The organism is Lacipirellula parvula, from assembly GCF_009177095.1.
GTDB lineage: Bacteria > Planctomycetota > Planctomycetia > Pirellulales > Lacipirellulaceae > Lacipirellula > Lacipirellula parvula.
The window spans coordinates 1,312,820-1,328,911 of the sequence record NZ_AP021861.1 but is presented as its reverse complement, the minus strand read 5'-3'; the positions used below and the strand labels follow the sequence as shown (position 1 = coordinate 1,328,911).

Below are 16,092 nucleotides of genomic sequence, written 5' to 3'. Positions count from 1 at the left end.
GCGTTCCCACGCGGAGCGTGGGAACGAGAGCCGCGAGAGATTCACGCAAAGAGCTCTTTCAGCTTCGCCTGCCGATACGCAAAAATCCGCCGCACGTCGCGCCCAACGGCGAGCCAGTGGATGAGCCGCCCGCCTGGCACGCCGTAGTGGACTTCGTCGATCACCCGCGTGCCGCCGTCGCACGGTTCGAACAGGTGCTCGTGCCGCCAGAACTTGTACGGCCCGCGGCGTTGTTCATCGACGAACCGCCGCTGCGGCTCCCACGCGGTGATCTCCGACTGCCACTTGATCGGCAGCCCGTGGATCCGCAGTTTGTAGTCGATCAGCAGCCCCTGGCGCATCACGATCGGCTGCGGCGTGACGACGTGGAACTGCACGAGCGGCGGCGTGATCCGCTCCAAGTTTGCCGCAGCTGAGAAGAAGTCAAAGACTTCCGCAAGCGGCCGCGGAACGATGCACTCGGCTTGCAGTCGGTAGCCGCCCGGGGCACGCTCGATCGTCATTTCGTCCATAGGCGCTGAGCACCGGGGGCCGCGTGCTGAAGTTCCACAGGTGACGGCATGGAGGCCGCATTGGACTGGTCGCTTAAGCGACCAGTCCGAAGTGCCGAGAAAGCCTCTACGCTGTTCAACCAAGCAACCGACTCAAGCCTACGACTGTTTCGCCGTCGCGGCGTCGGCGACCTTTGCCGGCTCCTTCGACTTCTCGTCGGCAGTAAACGTCCCTTCCGGGCCGATCAGCTTCGTCGGTTCGAAGCCCGCGGCTTGCACGGCCTTCCAAGCGGCCTGCACATCGACCTGCTTCTTCGACTGCGGCGTCACGATCGCCACGTGCTGCTTGACGTTCGTGCGAACCTTCATGACCCCCTTCACGCGGAAGAGCTTGCCGGAGATCTTCTTCGCACAAGTGGCGCAGTGCATGTCGCCGACGTAAATCGCCGTTTCGTTAGGGGCGAGTTTGATTTCAGGGGCCGCCGCGGCGGGAGCCTCAGCGGTGTGGCTGGCAACCATTCCAGTCGATACCGACGCGAACGCCAACGAAGCGGCAATGATAAAACGACGCATAGTGAGAGCATCCTTGTCTGAAAGTGGGGGTAGCGATCAGCTGGCAGCGTTCAGCAATCAGCCAGAGCATGAAAGCCATCCGTCCTTTCGGCTGATTGCTGACCGCTGAAAGCTGACCGCTTCGCCGACTTAGCGGCGAACATACACGCCCGTGGCGTCGACTGTGATCATCCCGTTGGGGGTCGCTTTCGCCTTCCCCTTCACGACGACCATTTCTTTTTCCTTCAGCTCGAACAGGTCGCGAGCGTCGACTGCCAGCGGCTTACCGTTCTCGCCGGGGAACTGCACCACTGCGATCGCGTGAGCCGAGTCGCCCGCGTGGGCGGCGCAGAACGCACACTCTTCGCCCGGGGCGTGGGTGTGGGCATGCTCTTCGGCCTCGGCGGCCACTTCCGGGTCGACCAGGAAGAAGATCGCCTGGTTCTTCGCGAACGGGAAGTCGGGCATCGATTGATCCGACGGATTCGGCACGCCGCCAACCGAACCGACGAGCACGACGTCGAGTTCTTCGACAAGCGGCTTCTTCGCATCGTGGGCGTGGTCGTGGGCCGCGTGATCGTGATCGCCATGGTCGTGGTCGGCGTGATCATGCTCCTCGGCCGCATGGTCGGCTTTCCCATCGCCGTCGTGATCGTGATCGGCATGGTCGTGATCTTCAGCGGCGTGATCGGCATGGCCGTCAGCGTCATGATCGTGAGCGGCCTCGCCCTCGGCATGCTCGTGATCATGATCTTCGGCAGCGTGGTCGGCTTTGCCGTCGCCGTCGTGATCATGGTCATCGGCGGGGTGATCTTCGGGAGCATGGTCCGCCACGCCGTCGCCATCGTGGTCGTGCGGCACGCCGGTGTCGGCCGGGGCGCCAAACATCGCCTCGCGCACCTCCAACACCGTCTGGGCGCCATCCGGCTCCTCTTCCAACAGCAGGGCGGTGCGGTGTTTGGCAACAACGGCGGGGTCGAGGGCCGGTTGCTTGCTGCAGCCGCTCATTCCCAGCAGCGTCAGGCCAGGGAGGGCAAGCAGGACGAAAAAGCGGCGGATCATGAAATTCTCGGCAAGATAGGTGGGCTGCGGGCGAACTACCCGCATTCGACGGCAGGCCTGGCCACATTCGCTGGCGAGGCCGTGGCTTCCGCTACGCAGGGCGTAGGGGCGGGGTTCGAACGCCCATTGTCGGATTTTTGGGCCAATCCGCCAAGATCGCTCCCCCGCCCGCGAAAACCTCAATAGCAGGACTTTGTCCCAGCAATGTGGGAGGGGTCTCCGACCCCGAAGCGATTCCAAAAATCACCGCCGTTTGCGGTTGTGAACAAATTCGGCGTCGGAGACGCCTCCCACAGCGGAAAGCTATCCACCCACCTTTGCCCGTGCCAACGCTTCGGGCCATTTTCGGAGGCCAATTGCCATGATCAAAAAGCTCGTCATCGGGACGCTCGGCGTCGGAGTCCTGGGGGGCGCCCTCACCGCGACGAACCTCGGAAGCTACCTCACCACCGGTTACCGCCAGGTTTCGGACTCGGTCGAAGGAACCGTCCCCATGACGTTCCAAATCGACCGCGCCCGCAACATGGTGCGCGACCTCGAGCCGGAAATCCGCCACTCGATGCATGTGATCGCCAAGGAAGAAGTCGAAGTCGCTGAACTCGACAAGCGGCTCGAAACGGCCGTCGCCAAGGCCGAGAAAGATAAGTCGGAAATCATGCGGCTGCAGAGCGACCTCAGCAGCGGCAAGAACGTCTTCCGCTACGCCGGCCACTCGTACAGCGAAGGCGAAGTGAAGGAAGATCTCGCCCGCCGCTTCAACCGCTACAAGACCGTTGATGGCACGCTCGAAAGCCTGCAGCAGATGCGCGACGCCCGGCAACGCAACCTCGACGCCGCTCGCGAGAAGCTGACCGCCATGGTCGGCGCCCAACGGCAACTGCAAGTCGACGTTGAAAACCTCGAAGCGAAGCTGAAGCTTGTCGAAGTCGCCGAAGCTTCGAGCGATTTCCAGTTCGACGATAGCAAGCTCGCCCGCGCCAAGCAGCTGATGGTCGACATCCGCACGAAGCTCGACGTCGCCGCGAAGCTTGCCAACGCCGACACGGAATTCCAGAAGGAAATTCCGCTCGACGAAACCGACGCCGAAGACGTGACGACGCAAGTCGCCGAATACTTCGGGCTCGATTCGGATCGCGACGAACTCGAAGTTCGCAGCGAAGCGAAGATCGCCACGGCCAGCTTTGCTGAGTAGCAGGAAAGCGATCAGCGGTCAGCATTCAGCAATCAGCCGGAAGAAGTACTGCCCAATCTTCTCTGGCTGAAAGCTGATCGCTGACAGCTGACCACTCAGGGCCTCCAGCAGGTTACGGTCTCACCCTTCATCCCCGCATGAGTTCAAGGACTTCTCACTCATGTTCCCGGCCTGGCGATTTCAACTACGCGAAGCTCGCCTGGCCATGGCGGATGGTCGGTGGGACGAAGCCGCCGAAATGCTCACGAGCGAAAAGCTACGGGAGTTCCTGCCGGCGAAGCGGCTGTCGCAAGAGCTAGCGGGCCAGTTCGTCGTCCGGGCTCGCCAACGGATTGAAAACGGCAACAGCCAGGCTGGCTGGAAAGACCTCGACCGCGCCGCTCGGCTAGGAGCGGGCGAAACGGCCGTGAGCGACGTCCGGCAGGGCGAAACTCGCCGCCGGCTCGAAAAGGCCCAAAATCTTTTGGCCCAGGGTGACGCGGCAGCCGCCCGTCAGGCCCTAGAACGCATGGAACATCGGCGTTTGGGCGGCACTGAACGCCGCACGTGGCAAATGATTGCACAACATCTCGAACACTCCGATCTGCGGGCCCGCCGCGGCGACGCTGCCTCGGCCCTCGAATCTCTCGAACACGCCCAGCGTCTGCTGCCGAGTGATGCTCCGGCCAACGTTCGCCAAAGCTTCGCCAGTCGCTCTGCCAAGCTGCAAGAAGCGGCGGCCGCGATCCATCGCCTCGACGCTGAACTGCACGTCGCCCTGGGCGCGGCCAATTGGACAGAAGTCCTCAAGACGGCCGAATCCTTGCTAGAATTGGCTCCGCAGCATTCGGCGGCGCGTCAGGCTCGCCACCGGGCATGGCAGGTGGTCGGCATGGAAGTAACACTCCCCTACAAGCCGAACGGGCAAGCTGCGAAATGGCCCTGGCAGCGCGGCGTGCAAGCCAATGCTCCCGCAGGCAGTACGCGCCAACTCGCGCGGAGCGGCAAGGTGGATACGGTGATCAACGAGCGAACTCCCGGCAAACGCATCGTCGTCTGGATCGACGAAGTCGGCGCGTTCCTCGTTTGCATGAGCGACGAGATCGTGCTGGGCCAACCTGCCGCCGAAGGTGGCGTCGACGTGCCGATCCTCGCCGATCTCTCGCGGCGCCACGCGATCATCCGCCGCGAACGCGAAGCCTACGTTCTGACGCCGCTTCATAAGACGGCCGTTGACGGCCGCGTTATCACCGAGCCGACGGTGCTCCGCGACAAGTCGACGATCACGCTCGGTAGCGGCGTCGAGTTCCGCTTTCGCAAGCCGCACGCCCTGAGCGCGACGGCGGTGCTCGAGCTCGTCTCGCGACATCGCACCGAACCGGCGGTCGACGGCATCGTCCTGATGAGCGAGAGCTGCATCCTCGGCCCGCAATCGCACAGCCACATTCGTTGTCGCGACTGGACAGGCGATTTGGTCCTGTTCCGTCGCAACGACGAACTGATGTGCCGTACCCAGCAGGCGATCGAAATCGAAGGCCAAACCTGCACGGGCCAGGCCGCCGTCAGCGGCAATTGCCGCATTGAAGGCGAAGAATTCGCCCTTAGCCTGGAGGAACTGTGAAAGTCGTCGGTTCCAGGCAAGAGTAGCTACAATGGAGCGAACTAAGGGGGAGCGGTCAGCCAAAGCATGAAAGACTTTCGGGATTTACAGGTTTGGCAGAAAGCTCACCGGCTGACGCTCGACGTCTAACGAGCCACGGAGAAGTTTCCTGACCGCGAACGCTTTGGATTAACTAGCCAATTGAGAAGGTCTACCGCCTCGATCCCCGCCAACCTTGCAGAAGGCTGCGGGCGGGGAAGCGAAGCTGAACTGAAGCGTTTCATGCAGATAGCGATGGGCTCTGCATCGGAAACCGAATACCACTTGCTGCTAGCTTGCGACCTCGGCTTCTTAGCAGCGGGATCCCATCAACAACTCGCGGAACAGACCCAAGAAGTGAAACGGATGCTCGCCTCCTTCATCGCCAAACTGAGCTCGTCTTGCTGAAAGCTGACCGCTCCTAAAACGCCATGACCGCACTCTTGGAAATGAATCCATCCCCCCTCCAATCCGACGACGCCGATGTGCAGGTGAAGCCGCCAATGCGGTTCACCTACCCTAGCGGCTCGCGGCCCTTGGAAGGCTACACGATCAAGCGCGGCGTCGGCCGCGGCGGCTTCGGCGAGGTTTACTTCGCCGTGAGCGACGCCGGCAAAGAGGTCGCGCTGAAGCTCATTCGCCGCAACCTTGAAGTCGAGCTCCGCGGCGTCACGCACTGCTTGAACCTCAAGCACCCCAACCTTGTCGCGCTCTACGACATCCGCTCCGACGAGCACGAAGATCGCTGGGTGGTGATGGAATACGTCTCGGGCGAATCGCTCGAAGACGCCATCGACCGCTACCCCAGCGGCATGCCCGTCGCCGAGGCGATGCACTGGTTCGACGGCATCTGCGCCGCCGTCGCCTACCTGCACGACCACGGCATCGTCCACCGCGACCTGAAGCCGGCCAACATCTTCGTCGACGACGGCATCATCAAGATCGGCGACTACGGCCTCTCGAAGTTCATCTCCTGCAGCCGCCGCAGCGGCCAGACCGAGAGCGTCGGCACCGTCCACTACATGGCGCCCGAAATTGCCAACGGCCGCTACGGCCGCGAGATCGACGCCTACGCCCTGGGCATCATCTTGTACGAGATGATCACCGGCCGCGTCCCGTTCGAAGGCGAAAGCGTCGGCGAAGTGCTGATGAAGCACCTCACCGCCGAGCCGAAGCTCGAACTGCTCGACGAGCCGTTCCGCACGGTTGTCCGCGGCGCGATGGCGAAAGATCCGGAACAGCGGATCAACAGCGCCGCCGAAATGATGCACTTGCTCCGCGGCGTCGATCGCGGTGCGCAACCGGTCGCGTCGTACGCCGCTGCTCCGGCGATGCAGTCGCCCAACGGTCGCCATGAAGCAGCGCCGCGCGTCGCCCCTATGGAAGCGGCTCGCGTAAATGGCGTCCAAGGGAAGCCCGCGCAAGACGAAGGCCTCATCGCTTTCTTCCATCGCTACCCCGAGCCGATCTGGGATCGCATCGCCACGCTCTGGATCTCGACCCGAAAAGATCTGAACTACGACAGCTGGCCGCTCATCGGGCGAATGGCGTTCATCGTCGCCTGCTTTATGGGCTTCATTCAGGTCGGTCATGTGCTGGGAATCACCTTCCTAAGCCTGGTGGTGCCGTACGTCGCCTACCTCGCCGTCAGGGGCATCGTCCAAGCGACGACGGCCGATCCGAACGTGAAACTAACGCCAGTTGCCGACGCAGCGACGCCGCCGCGCGACGAACAGCAGGTCCACGCCCCGCAACCAGTCGCAGCTGCGAGCCCCACGCCAGTGGCCCAGTTGCAACCGAATGGTACGCACTCGCCCTGGGGCCACGTCGCAAAAGAAGCCACGGCCACCAAGGCCCCTTGGCGCCGAGGAAGCAAATCGGGCTGGCGGACCGCCGCCTACCAAGAGCTCCAGGCCCGCAGCGTGCGCGATCGCTTCAGCTCGATCGTCGGCTCGATGCTCACCGCCGGCATCGTCGGCCCGGTCACGGCGCTCCTCGCCTGCCTGCTGATGGGCCCGACGCTCAACTTCGAACTGTTCCTGTGGATGTCGATCGTCACGTCGCTCTCCGCTTGGGCACTGCTTGTTCCGAGCCAGATTCTTGAAGGTCGGATGGAGGATCACGCTCCGCTGCGGTTCGGCAATCTGCTGATCGGCGCCGTCGTCGGCGTGGCGGCGTGGCTGGTCTCCGACGCTGCGTACGTCGGTCTGCCATCGTCGACCGATTTCTCGCCTCGCCCCAACGACACGCTCTTTGCCCAGGTGTTCAACTGGCGGATTGAAGGGTTGCAGGCCGCCTATCAAACCGGGACGGTCGTCGGCCCACTGACGATGTACGTGGCGTTCTTCGCCTTCCTGTTCGTCGCGATTCGTTGGTGGCGGCTGGCCGAATGGACGCGCCCGAGCCGCGTGAGCCTCTGGTCGACGGCGTTCGCCGGCTTCATCGGCTGGGCGCTGACGTTCTTCTGGTGGTTCCCGCAGCCTACCGGGCTACTGCTCGCCGCGGCGATCGCGTTCACGGTGCAGCTGTCGAGTCCTTGGCTGTCGCCAAGCCAGCGCCGGGAGCTGGCGCAGAAGGCGGTGTCGGCATGAAGCCATTGTTCGCTTTCGCATTTGGACCGATTGAAATCATCGTCATCGTCCTCGTAGCGGCGTTCGTTATCGGCAAGCTCAGCCGCAGGTCGCGGCCGCGCCAGCATTCCAGCGTCGCTGGTTGGTTCTTCCTGTTCGGACTGGTGATGTTCGGCCTGCTGTTCTTCGGCATCTTCACCGCTCGCGTCGTCCACGTACCGCAGCCGATTGAGGTCGTCACGCAGCTGCCGCAAGCCAGCATGATGCAAACGACAATCACCAGGGAAGTCGAACCAACAGAACCGCCGCAGGCAGCGAAAACGACCGACTCGATCGAAGAGATGTGGAAGCAACTCACCGCTCCGCGAATCAATCTCGAAGAAACCGTCGTGGAAGAATCTGTTAGCGTCGTGAACGAGGCGATCGGCCCCAGCTCGCCGCAAGAGCTGACACAAGCGGCCAAGGTGATTCTTTCCGCCTCGGTCCCTGGCGCCGATCCATTCACGCAAGGCTGGCTCGTCAACGCGGCGAAGTCGATCCTCGACGGCCGCGCCGTTCCGCCTCCGCCGGCTGCTCCCGCTGCGCCAGCGGAGCCGGTCAAAGTAACCCAGAAAATTCAAGAAGACCCGTTTGCCGCGCTGCCGCAGAATGCGCCGCAGCCCCCGGTTAAACACCCCAATCCATTTGCTGAAGAACGCTTCGTTGAACAAGCGAAGTCGCTCCCCAAACCGGACTGGGTTATCAATCCGCCGAAGCAAGTCGGCAACGTTCGCAAGGTCATCGTCACCTCCGGCCCGTTCTCCACGGTGGATGAATGCCAAAGCGACCTCGACCGCAAGATGCACGACGTGGTTCTGAACCGCATGACCAACTTCTCGCAGAGTTCGATCGCACGCCGCACAAGCAACGCGACGCTCGATGAGATGGGCCTCGGCGGCGATTACATCCGCCGCGAGTTGTGCACCGACGAGTTCGTCGATACGCTCGACAGCTCGGTCGGCGAGATGAAACAGGTCTACGCCCTGCTCGAATTCAACGAAACCCAAGACGCAATGCTGGTCGACCGGGCCCGCAGTTACTCCCGACGGGAAGGACTGCAAAGCGTCTCGCTGATCGGCGGCGGCCTGTTGGCGAGCGTCGCCACCCTGTTCGGCCTGCTGAAAGTCGATACCTGGACTCGCGGCTACTATACGAAGCGATTGTTTCTCGGCGTCCCGGCAGCCATAATCACGGTCCTGGCGTTGCTGTTCGTGTCGTAGGTTAGGCTTTCAGCCTGACAGCCCTGCCGGCTGACTTTCCTACACGCAACGTCGTTTGACACTCCGGTCGGGCTAACAGCCCAACCTACGATGCCCACCTCCGCCCACCCCGACGCGCTCCTGGTCGAGGCCATCCGCCGCGGCAAGCCTGAAGCTTGGAGCGACCTCATTGCTCAGTACGAAGGGCGGCTCCTGTCGTTCGTCGACAGTCGCCTGCGTCGCCGCGCGGCCAGTGAGGATGTCGTGCAGGAAACGTTCATCGGCTTCCTCACGAGCCTGCCGAACTACGACCCGCGCCGCCCGCTGGAAAGCTGGCTGTTCACGATCGCCAGCCACAAGCTGACCGACCACCTCCGCCGCGAAGGTCGCCGTCCCGCGATCCCGCTCTCCTCGGCCGACGGCAGCGGCGGCAACTGGGAACCGCGCGGCAACGCCCGCCCCGCGAGCAGCATCGCCCGCAGCGGCGAACGGCGCCAACTGGAAGACGACGCCCTCGCCGAAGCGATCGAACGGCAGCTTGAAAGCTGGCGCGCCGCCGGCGATTGGGACAAAGTGAAGTGCATGGAGTTGCTGTTTGTCGTCGGCGCCTCGAACAAAGCAACCGCCGAGCTGACGGGCCTCACCGAGCAACAGGTGGCGAACTTCAAGTTCGACTTCCTCGAACGGTTGCGGAAGTTCGTTAAACAGCAGCGACTGAACGAAGACGTGTTCCCCGAGTTGCACGAGTAACGCATGCCCTACAACGACTCCGATCTCGACGCCTTTCTCGACGAAGCCCTTCCGCCTGAGCGGATGGCCGAGCTGGAGATCGCGCTCCGCGACGACGAAGCCCTCAAGCAGCAGCTGACGGTCGTCCTCGGCCGCCGCGACGCAGGGGTCCACTCGCTCGGCGCCATCTGGCGGCGCCGACGGATGAGCTGCCCCTCGCGCGAGCAACTCGGCAGCCACCTGCTCGGCGTCCTCGACCTCGGGCACGACGATTACGTCCGCTTCCACCTCGAAGTCATCGCCTGCCGCACCTGCCAAGCGAGCCTGGAAGACCTCCGCGACCAGCATTCTTCGGCGGAGGAAGAAGTCGTCGTCAAACGGCGGACGCGGTACTTTCAGTCGAGCGCTGGGTATCTCTCCGACCGTGTTCCCAAATAATGACTTTCTAGTCCACTGAACGCCCCTCCTTCGAATCGGGCGTCGTTTAGCAGCGTGAATCGCTGACTGCATTGGCCCTGGAGGGGCCGAGTAATGTAGCCAGGGGCGCGAGCCCCTGGTCTCGGAGCCGAGTAATCTTTTTTTAGCCCCGTGAGGTGCGATACAACTCGTGCAGGCAATTGAGAGTTCTGTCGCCCCTCACGGGGCTGGGGATTATCGCGCTGCTTCGAACCAGGGGCTGACGCCCCTGGCTACATCATGCCGCCCCCTCCAGGGGCTTACTGGCGATGCATCGTCTTGTGCACCAGTAAGAGAGGGAGCCAGACAGGCGTTGGTTTGTTACAGCCGCATGAACTCTAGCGGCGATTGCCAGAAGAGCCGCGGGGCGAAGACCGCCGCGAGCGTGCCGGCAAGTTCGGGCGAAGAAAGCCGCAGCTCGCCGCGCTCCACGGCTTCGCTGAGGGCGAGGTTGCCGACCAGCAGCGACTCGAACGTCGCTCGGCTGCACTCAACCCAATCGACGGGCCGCGTTGCCATTGGTTCGAGCCTCGCGCTGCGGCGCGTGAGCGTGAACAGGTGCGCCGCGTCGGGCGTGATGAAGCCGATCTCCGTCGGGCGGGGGACGTTAGCCTCTTGGGCTCGCTCGCGCCACAGCGAGTAGCAGCGTTCGATCCAGCGCTCGGGCGAGAGGAGCCGCATCATCAGCCGCGGGCCGCTCTCGCGGCGGTCGCTGATCCAGGCGCCGCCGGCGGTGACCATCAGCTCGTGAAGCGGATCGCTGGCCGGCGTGTAGAGGGAGATCGAATGATGGTCGCGGTCGATCGCATCGCGGCACGCTCGAGCCAGCAGCTGAACGCGGGCCGAGGGATGGTTGCTCAAGGTCATCATCTCGACGATGGCCGAGCCGCGGACGACGGCGTACCCAGCGGCTTCGCCCGTAATGCCGATGCCGCTGTCGCCATTGAGCGGCGCGCCGGGGAGCGGATCGACCGCGAACAACACCTGGTCTTGCGCCTTACGGCCGATCAGCCACTGCCACACTTCTTCCGAACGGAACAGCGGCCCCCACAACCCCGAGGCGGTCGCCTCGTAGACCGAGCGGACGGCGTCGAGTTCGAAGTGCCGCCAAGTGCGGACATGGAGCGGCGACTTGCGGCGTTTGCGGGCGCCCTCGTGGGCGTCGAGGTGGGCGAGCACCGCGCGGGCGTTGGCACGGGTATGCCCTTGGCCGCGGAGGCTGCTCCAGCCCTGGCGTTCGAACCAGTCGGGCCGATCGGCCAGCACGAGCCCCACGACGGCGCCTTCCGCGGCGGCGATCTGCTCGGCCGCAGCGAGGAGGTCGCGATCGTAGACCGAGCTGCGGTACTCCGGCAGCACGGCGAAGTCTTCAAGCTTCACCACCGGAATCCGCTGACCGTCGAACCACGCGATATGGCTGGCGAGGTGAACGTGCGCGAGGAGCGCCTTGTCGCGGTTCACCAGCAGGCGGTTGCTGGGGCGATAGCCGGGCTCGTCGAGCCGACTTTGGAAGTCGTCGGCGATCGCGGCTTGGCGCGCGTGCGTTAGTAGTTGGACGATGAGAGGATGGTCGCCGGCGTTGGCGGTGACGATGCGGCCGCCGTACGGCAGTTCGCGGACGGCGGTGCGGTCACTGCGCAGCAGCGACCGGCCGTTGCCGTGATGCGACGATGGTCCGCTGGCGGGCGACGACTCGGCGTCGCCGCGATCTGCCTTTCCATGATTGCGGCTGGCTGGCGCAGACATGCGTGCAATAGCCCTGCTTCGAGTTCCGTTCGAACGCCGCGCAGCGAGCGAGAAGAGGGCGCGGCGAAGTTTCTCTGTTCGCCGCGTTGCGATTATTTGTGGGAGGCGTCTCCGACGCCGATGACGCATACAGCCACAAAACGTCGTGGCCGCATCACGCCAACTCGGGGTCGGAGACCCCTCCCACAAAACCTCATCGCTTCGCAGCGGTGTTCCACTACAGAGCGTATAGCACTCAGCTAGGGAAATCCAGCAAAAACTGTTCCAGGGATTTTCGCGGAAATAGGCAAGAAGCGTACTCGCGGGAATTCAGCACTCGATTAGTACGGCTTTGCTCGCTGGCGGCGGCGATCCGCTGCTCGAGTTGCTCGCGAATGCCGGCCACCTCGGGCTGCAGCGCGGCGTTGGCTGTGGCGATGGCGTGATGCCGCTCGGCGGCGTTGGCGGCGGTCTTGGCCGTGGCGATCCACTGCCGCTTGCTGGCGACGGCGGCGCCAGCCTCGCCGTTCGCGGCGGCGAAGTCGACATCCTGCTCCGGATGGTACTGCAGGTCGCGGAGCCGCTGGCGGAGCGCTGCAACCGGCTCGGCGGCGTCGGCAGTGCGGGCGATCGGCAAGTGGAGCGTCCCCGAAATCGCAGCAAACGCGGGAGGCGCCGTGGCGAAGAATCGCTCGCAGATCGCGTCGGTCGCTTCGTCGTACTTGGCGCCGCCGATGCCGTGGATGAACAGGTCGGCCACGGCCAGCCGGGCAAACATCGTGGTGATCAGCGCCCGCGAGCGAAGCTTGATCCCTTGGGCTTCCCAATCGGCCAGCTCCGCCACGGCCCGATCGCCGCTGTCGTCGCAAACGCAGGGGAGCCGGCGCTCGAAGGTCTGCCGATCGGTGACGACGAAGCCGCCGCCGTCGCGTTTCACGAAGACCGGCCGGCGGGTGGGGATCTCGTTCGACCAAACCCAATAAGGCGCCTGCTGCCACTGGCCGTCGACCGCGAGGTTCGGCACCGGATGGGCGTGGTTCCGCAGACGATGGACTTGGCGATACTCGTCGAGCGCCGCGTTGTACGAATCGACGAAGCGGGGGAGCTCGTTGAACAGGTGCAGCGTGAACCGACGGAAGGCGTCGGTCTGGCACATGCCGCTTTGGGGGAGTTCGAGATTGTGGCTGCCCCACTCGATCTCGGCGAGATGGCGAGCTTGCGCGAGGCCCAGGCCGATGCGGCCGGTGGCGGCGGCCCGTTCCATCGCGAGCGGCCACCAGTCGTCGAGCATCCGCTCGCTGAGCATCCCAGCGGTCGCGGCGCCGACGCGGGCGGGGAACGACTGCCAACGCTCGGCGTCGACGATCGTCCGCTGCTCCCACGGCATCCCGGCGGCGGGACCGTCGAAGTCGACCGACTCCCAGCGCGGCTCGGCGAGCGTGCCGGCGGGAACGCGAATCGCCGTGCTGCGGCAGGCGTCGCCGTCGATCACCAGATTGAGCGAGACGGCGCCCTTCGACGCACAGAGCGCGGCGGCGGCGAAGTTTTTTACCCAGACTCCGGGGTGGACGAGCTCGGGTTGGTGGCCTGTGACGATCAGCGGGGCAACGTGCGACCCGCCGCACGGCTTCGCCTCAGCCCGCACCGCCAAGCGAGCCGCTCCCTTGATGGGGGCGGAAGAAGCAGCATAGGTCGAGATATATTCTTCCGCGCGAGCGAGCACCTCGGCTCGCGCTTCAGCGGCAAACTCCGCGAGCGGGCGCCCCAGAATTGTCAGCGACGACTCGCGCCGCCACGCCACGTTGCCGGCGACGATGCGGCAAAGATCGCCCCACGGGGGAGCGATCAGCTTTTGCCCGCTTTCGGCCGGCGCGCGATAGCGAGCGTAGTTTGTCACGGCAGCTCTCAGGAACAACCTTGGGAACAGCCTTCAAACTGCTCGTTACAGCGGGGCAGGGCGAGGGGGCTCGACGGTTGCTGCTCGGCGCACGCCTTCACGGCGCGGTCGATCACCGAGTGGTAGTAGGCGAGCCGCTTGGCTGAGTCGTCGAGCGCGCCGCCGAAGCTGCGCTTCTCATCGAGGTAGACGAGCGGTACGGCAAACTCAGTGATCTTCAGTCCTTGGAACGCGGCTTGAACCCACAGCTCCAGCGGCATCGCGTAGCCCGTCTCAGTGATCTGCATCCGCTTGAGGGCTTCGACTTTGTAGGCTTTGAACCCGCAGAAGGCGTCGGTCAGCTGCAAGCCGAGCCGGCAGTTGAGTTCGTCGGTCACCTGCATGTTGATGCGGCGGCGATCGATCGGCGGGGCGCCGACCGAACCGTCGAGGCTCAGGTAGCGGCTGCCGGAAACCATGTCGACGTCCGCACACGCGGCGGCGAGGCTGCCGATAAGTTGCGGCTCGTGCTGGCCGTCGCAATCGATGGTGACGATCACGTCGTAGCCGTGGGCGATCGCATAATCGAACGCCGTGTGGAGGGCGGCGCCGTAGCCGCGGTTCTGCGGATGCGAGACGACGATCACGTCGTTGCGGGTGGCGAGCAGTTCGCGGGTGCCGTCGGTCGAACCGTCGTCGACGACGAGGACGTCTTGGGCGTTCCGCGCCACCTGGTCGAGGACCTCGGTGACGTGGTTGACTTCGTTGTAAACCGGCAGGGCGGTGAGAAAGCGAAGGCCGGCGGGGAAGGCGGGAGAGTTTTGGCGGGTTTCCATGAGGTGGGTAACCACGGTGGGGAGTGTGGTGAGCGATCCGCCGTGCGGAGGATCGCCGGCAAAACAACTTCCGCTGGTACGCTCCGTGTGAAGATTTGGTTCACACGGTGCTATCATCGGCACTCCCTGCCTAAAGCTACCGGGCCATTTTAGACGCCGGCGCAACCGGGTCAACTCGCCTTAAAGGACGGTTGCGACTGGGGTTGGGTTCGCTTGCGGGCCCCCGATTTATAGGACCGGGCGCCTTCACCCCCGGTTTGAAGAACCGGGGGCTAAGGGGGCTCTCGCTGCTCGCCGTCGAGCGGCCAGCCCGCTTCGCGAAGTTGGCGTTTCACGCGCAGTGACTTCCAAAACGGAACCGACGACGAGAAACGGCGGTCGCCGGCGCGAATCGACAGCGCTCCCCACCACGGCAGGCGAACGGAAGTCACCGCCGACCGCGGCAGGACGCGAACCGTTCCCTCGTTGTCCCACAGCGGCCAGTCGTGATGATCGAGAATCGCATCGTCGAGTTCGGTGATCGGCACTTCCGCGATCTGCTTGCCGCCAACCTTTTCGATCGCCTGCGCGATCCCCTCAGCCACCGCCTTGTAGCGATAGTTCGCGTTCTTCAGCTGCAGGAAGAAGATCGCCCGGCGCGAGATAATCACCGAGCCGTAGTACGAGCTCATCCGGCCGATCGTGAATGACTTGGAAATCTCGATGTACTTGGGCGGGTGTTTCGCTTCTGCGGCGAGATCTCGCTTCAGACCGCACCGATCGACGATCTGTTGGCAGAGGCCGACGAACGCCTCCGTCGTGGCGAGTTTCAACGCTTCGATGCAGACGGGCTCAGCGGCGGTGCGCAGCTCGAACTTGCCGGCGCGCGGGCCGACGAGCTTGGAGATCTCCGCGAATTCAATCGTTCGCGTCTGCGACGTCAACGACGTTTTGGGGATCGTGATCGCCGCGTCATCCAAGACGATGAACGTCGGCGAGGCGAAACGTTTCACCAGCAGTGTGAAGTAGTAGAGCGAGACGACGGCCAATCCGGGCAACGTGAGCCAGAAGACGTACGCTCGCCAATCGCGCTGCCAGAACTGCCCCGGGGCCGGTTCGAGCCGGATCATCACATAGCTGCCAATGGCGCCGACGAGCGCCGCGATCGCGTAGGCCATTAAGCGCGTCGCGCTGAGGCCGTATTGGTAGGAAAACGATTTTAGGATCGTCACCTGCAGCTCCAAACGACGCGCGTGGGCGTCGGCAATGAACGGAAATTAGGCGTTGGCAGACCGGTGTTCGGACGCCTAACGCATCTTGCCGCAGGGTTACGTCCTCGCGGGTCGCTGTCGTCAGCGGAATCGCTCGATCGTCCAGGAGGCTTCGTGAGTATAGCGTCCTGGGAGTCGCGTTGCCGGCACGGCGGCGCTATGCGGCGCGGCGGCGGTTTTGTTGTCGCTTTTGTTGTCGCGTCGCTTGTGTCGCTTTCTTCGTTTTACGCGACATTAAGCGATCGTACTTGTCGCGGTCTTTTTGGCGCTGTTCGTTTTGCATCAGGCGCACGCCCCAGTCGAGGAGGTCTTGGTGGCGCTGGGCGCGCTCGGCTTCCGTGAGAAGGGGCGGCGTCGATGGCCCCGGTTTGAAGAACCGGGGGCTAAGGAAAATGGATGCGCGGCAGATATTTGGGGGTTGACGCCGACGGCGGCGATTTGAAATTCGCTTGCTTCGTCATTTGGGGCTCGCTATACTCCTCCTCGGTCCTGCAACA

At 63.9% G+C, this 16,092-nt stretch carries 13 protein-coding genes and 1 pseudogene; 7 read left to right on the top strand and 7 right to left on the bottom strand.

Features of this window, described 5'->3' with window-relative positions; translation table 11 throughout:
* Positions 1-41 precede the first annotated feature (41 nt).
* The 3 genes from PLANPX_RS04945 to PLANPX_RS27640 all read right to left on the bottom strand — a co-directional run bounded on the left by PLANPX_RS04945 (position 42) and on the right by PLANPX_RS27640 (position 2,105).
* Positions 42-503 carry an SRPBCC family protein gene (locus PLANPX_RS04945; protein WP_198421847.1) on the bottom strand — a complete coding sequence of 154 codons (462 nt, stop codon included), beginning with the start codon at positions 501-503 and terminating at the stop codon, positions 42-44.
* 147 nt (positions 504-650) lie between these two features.
* Positions 651-1,064: a heavy-metal-associated domain-containing protein gene (locus PLANPX_RS04940; protein WP_152097657.1), complete on the bottom strand. Its 414-nt coding sequence runs from the start codon at positions 1,062-1,064 to the stop codon at positions 651-653.
* A 129-nt stretch (positions 1,065-1,193) separates the two neighbouring features.
* A complete protein-coding gene (locus tag PLANPX_RS27640) occupies positions 1,194-2,105 on the bottom strand; it encodes a hypothetical protein (RefSeq protein ID WP_152097656.1) in 912 nt (303 codons plus the stop codon).
* Between the two features lie 361 nt (positions 2,106-2,466).
* Between PLANPX_RS27640 and PLANPX_RS04930 the strand changes: the two genes are divergently transcribed.
* From PLANPX_RS04930 to PLANPX_RS04900, 7 genes and pseudogenes are all read left to right on the top strand, one after another.
* The gene (locus PLANPX_RS04930; protein WP_152097655.1) at positions 2,467-3,297 is read left to right on the top strand and encodes a hypothetical protein; all 831 of its coding nucleotides are present in this window, start codon (positions 2,467-2,469) and stop codon (positions 3,295-3,297) included.
* A gap of 160 nt (positions 3,298-3,457) precedes the next feature.
* The gene (locus PLANPX_RS04925; protein WP_152097654.1) at positions 3,458-4,897 is read left to right on the top strand and encodes an FHA domain-containing protein; all 1,440 of its coding nucleotides are present in this window, start codon (positions 3,458-3,460) and stop codon (positions 4,895-4,897) included.
* 144 nt (positions 4,898-5,041) lie between these two features.
* A pseudogene (locus tag PLANPX_RS04920) lies at positions 5,042-5,323 on the top strand (four helix bundle protein); the annotation flags it as partial.
* Positions 5,324-5,346: 23 nt separating this feature from the next.
* The gene (locus PLANPX_RS04915) at positions 5,347-7,506 is read left to right on the top strand and encodes a serine/threonine-protein kinase (RefSeq protein WP_152097653.1); all 2,160 of its coding nucleotides are present in this window, start codon (positions 5,347-5,349) and stop codon (positions 7,504-7,506) included.
* Positions 7,503-8,744 (top strand): hypothetical protein, encoded by a 1,242-nt coding sequence (locus PLANPX_RS04910; protein ID WP_152097652.1) that lies wholly within the window; start codon positions 7,503-7,505, stop codon positions 8,742-8,744. Before PLANPX_RS04915 ends, PLANPX_RS04910 begins: the two co-directional genes overlap by 4 nt.
* Positions 8,745-8,834: 90 nt before the next feature.
* Positions 8,835-9,473 (top strand): RNA polymerase sigma factor, encoded by a 639-nt coding sequence (locus tag PLANPX_RS04905; RefSeq protein ID WP_152097651.1) that lies wholly within the window; start codon positions 8,835-8,837, stop codon positions 9,471-9,473.
* A gap of 3 nt (positions 9,474-9,476) precedes the next feature.
* Positions 9,477-9,890 carry a hypothetical protein gene (locus tag PLANPX_RS04900; RefSeq protein WP_152097650.1) on the top strand — a complete coding sequence of 138 codons (414 nt, stop codon included), beginning with the start codon at positions 9,477-9,479 and terminating at the stop codon, positions 9,888-9,890.
* Between the two features lie 339 nt (positions 9,891-10,229).
* On the opposite strand, the gene PLANPX_RS04895 is transcribed toward PLANPX_RS04900, so the two are convergent.
* The 4 genes from PLANPX_RS04895 to PLANPX_RS04880 form a co-directional block, all read right to left on the bottom strand.
* Positions 10,230-11,654 (bottom strand): GNAT family N-acetyltransferase, encoded by a 1,425-nt coding sequence (locus tag PLANPX_RS04895; RefSeq protein WP_152097649.1) that lies wholly within the window; start codon positions 11,652-11,654, stop codon positions 10,230-10,232.
* A gap of 235 nt (positions 11,655-11,889) precedes the next feature.
* Positions 11,890-13,530 (bottom strand): hypothetical protein, encoded by a 1,641-nt coding sequence (locus tag PLANPX_RS04890; protein WP_152097648.1) that lies wholly within the window; start codon positions 13,528-13,530, stop codon positions 11,890-11,892.
* Positions 13,531-13,538: 8 nt separating this feature from the next.
* Positions 13,539-14,345 carry a glycosyltransferase family 2 protein gene (locus tag PLANPX_RS04885; RefSeq protein WP_152101789.1) on the bottom strand — a complete coding sequence of 269 codons (807 nt, stop codon included), beginning with the start codon at positions 14,343-14,345 and terminating at the stop codon, positions 13,539-13,541.
* Positions 14,346-14,617: 272 nt separating this feature from the next.
* Entirely contained in the window at positions 14,618-15,556 is a 939-nt protein-coding gene (locus PLANPX_RS04880; RefSeq protein WP_152097647.1) for a hypothetical protein, read from the bottom strand.
* Positions 15,557-16,092: the final 536 nt, after the last annotated feature.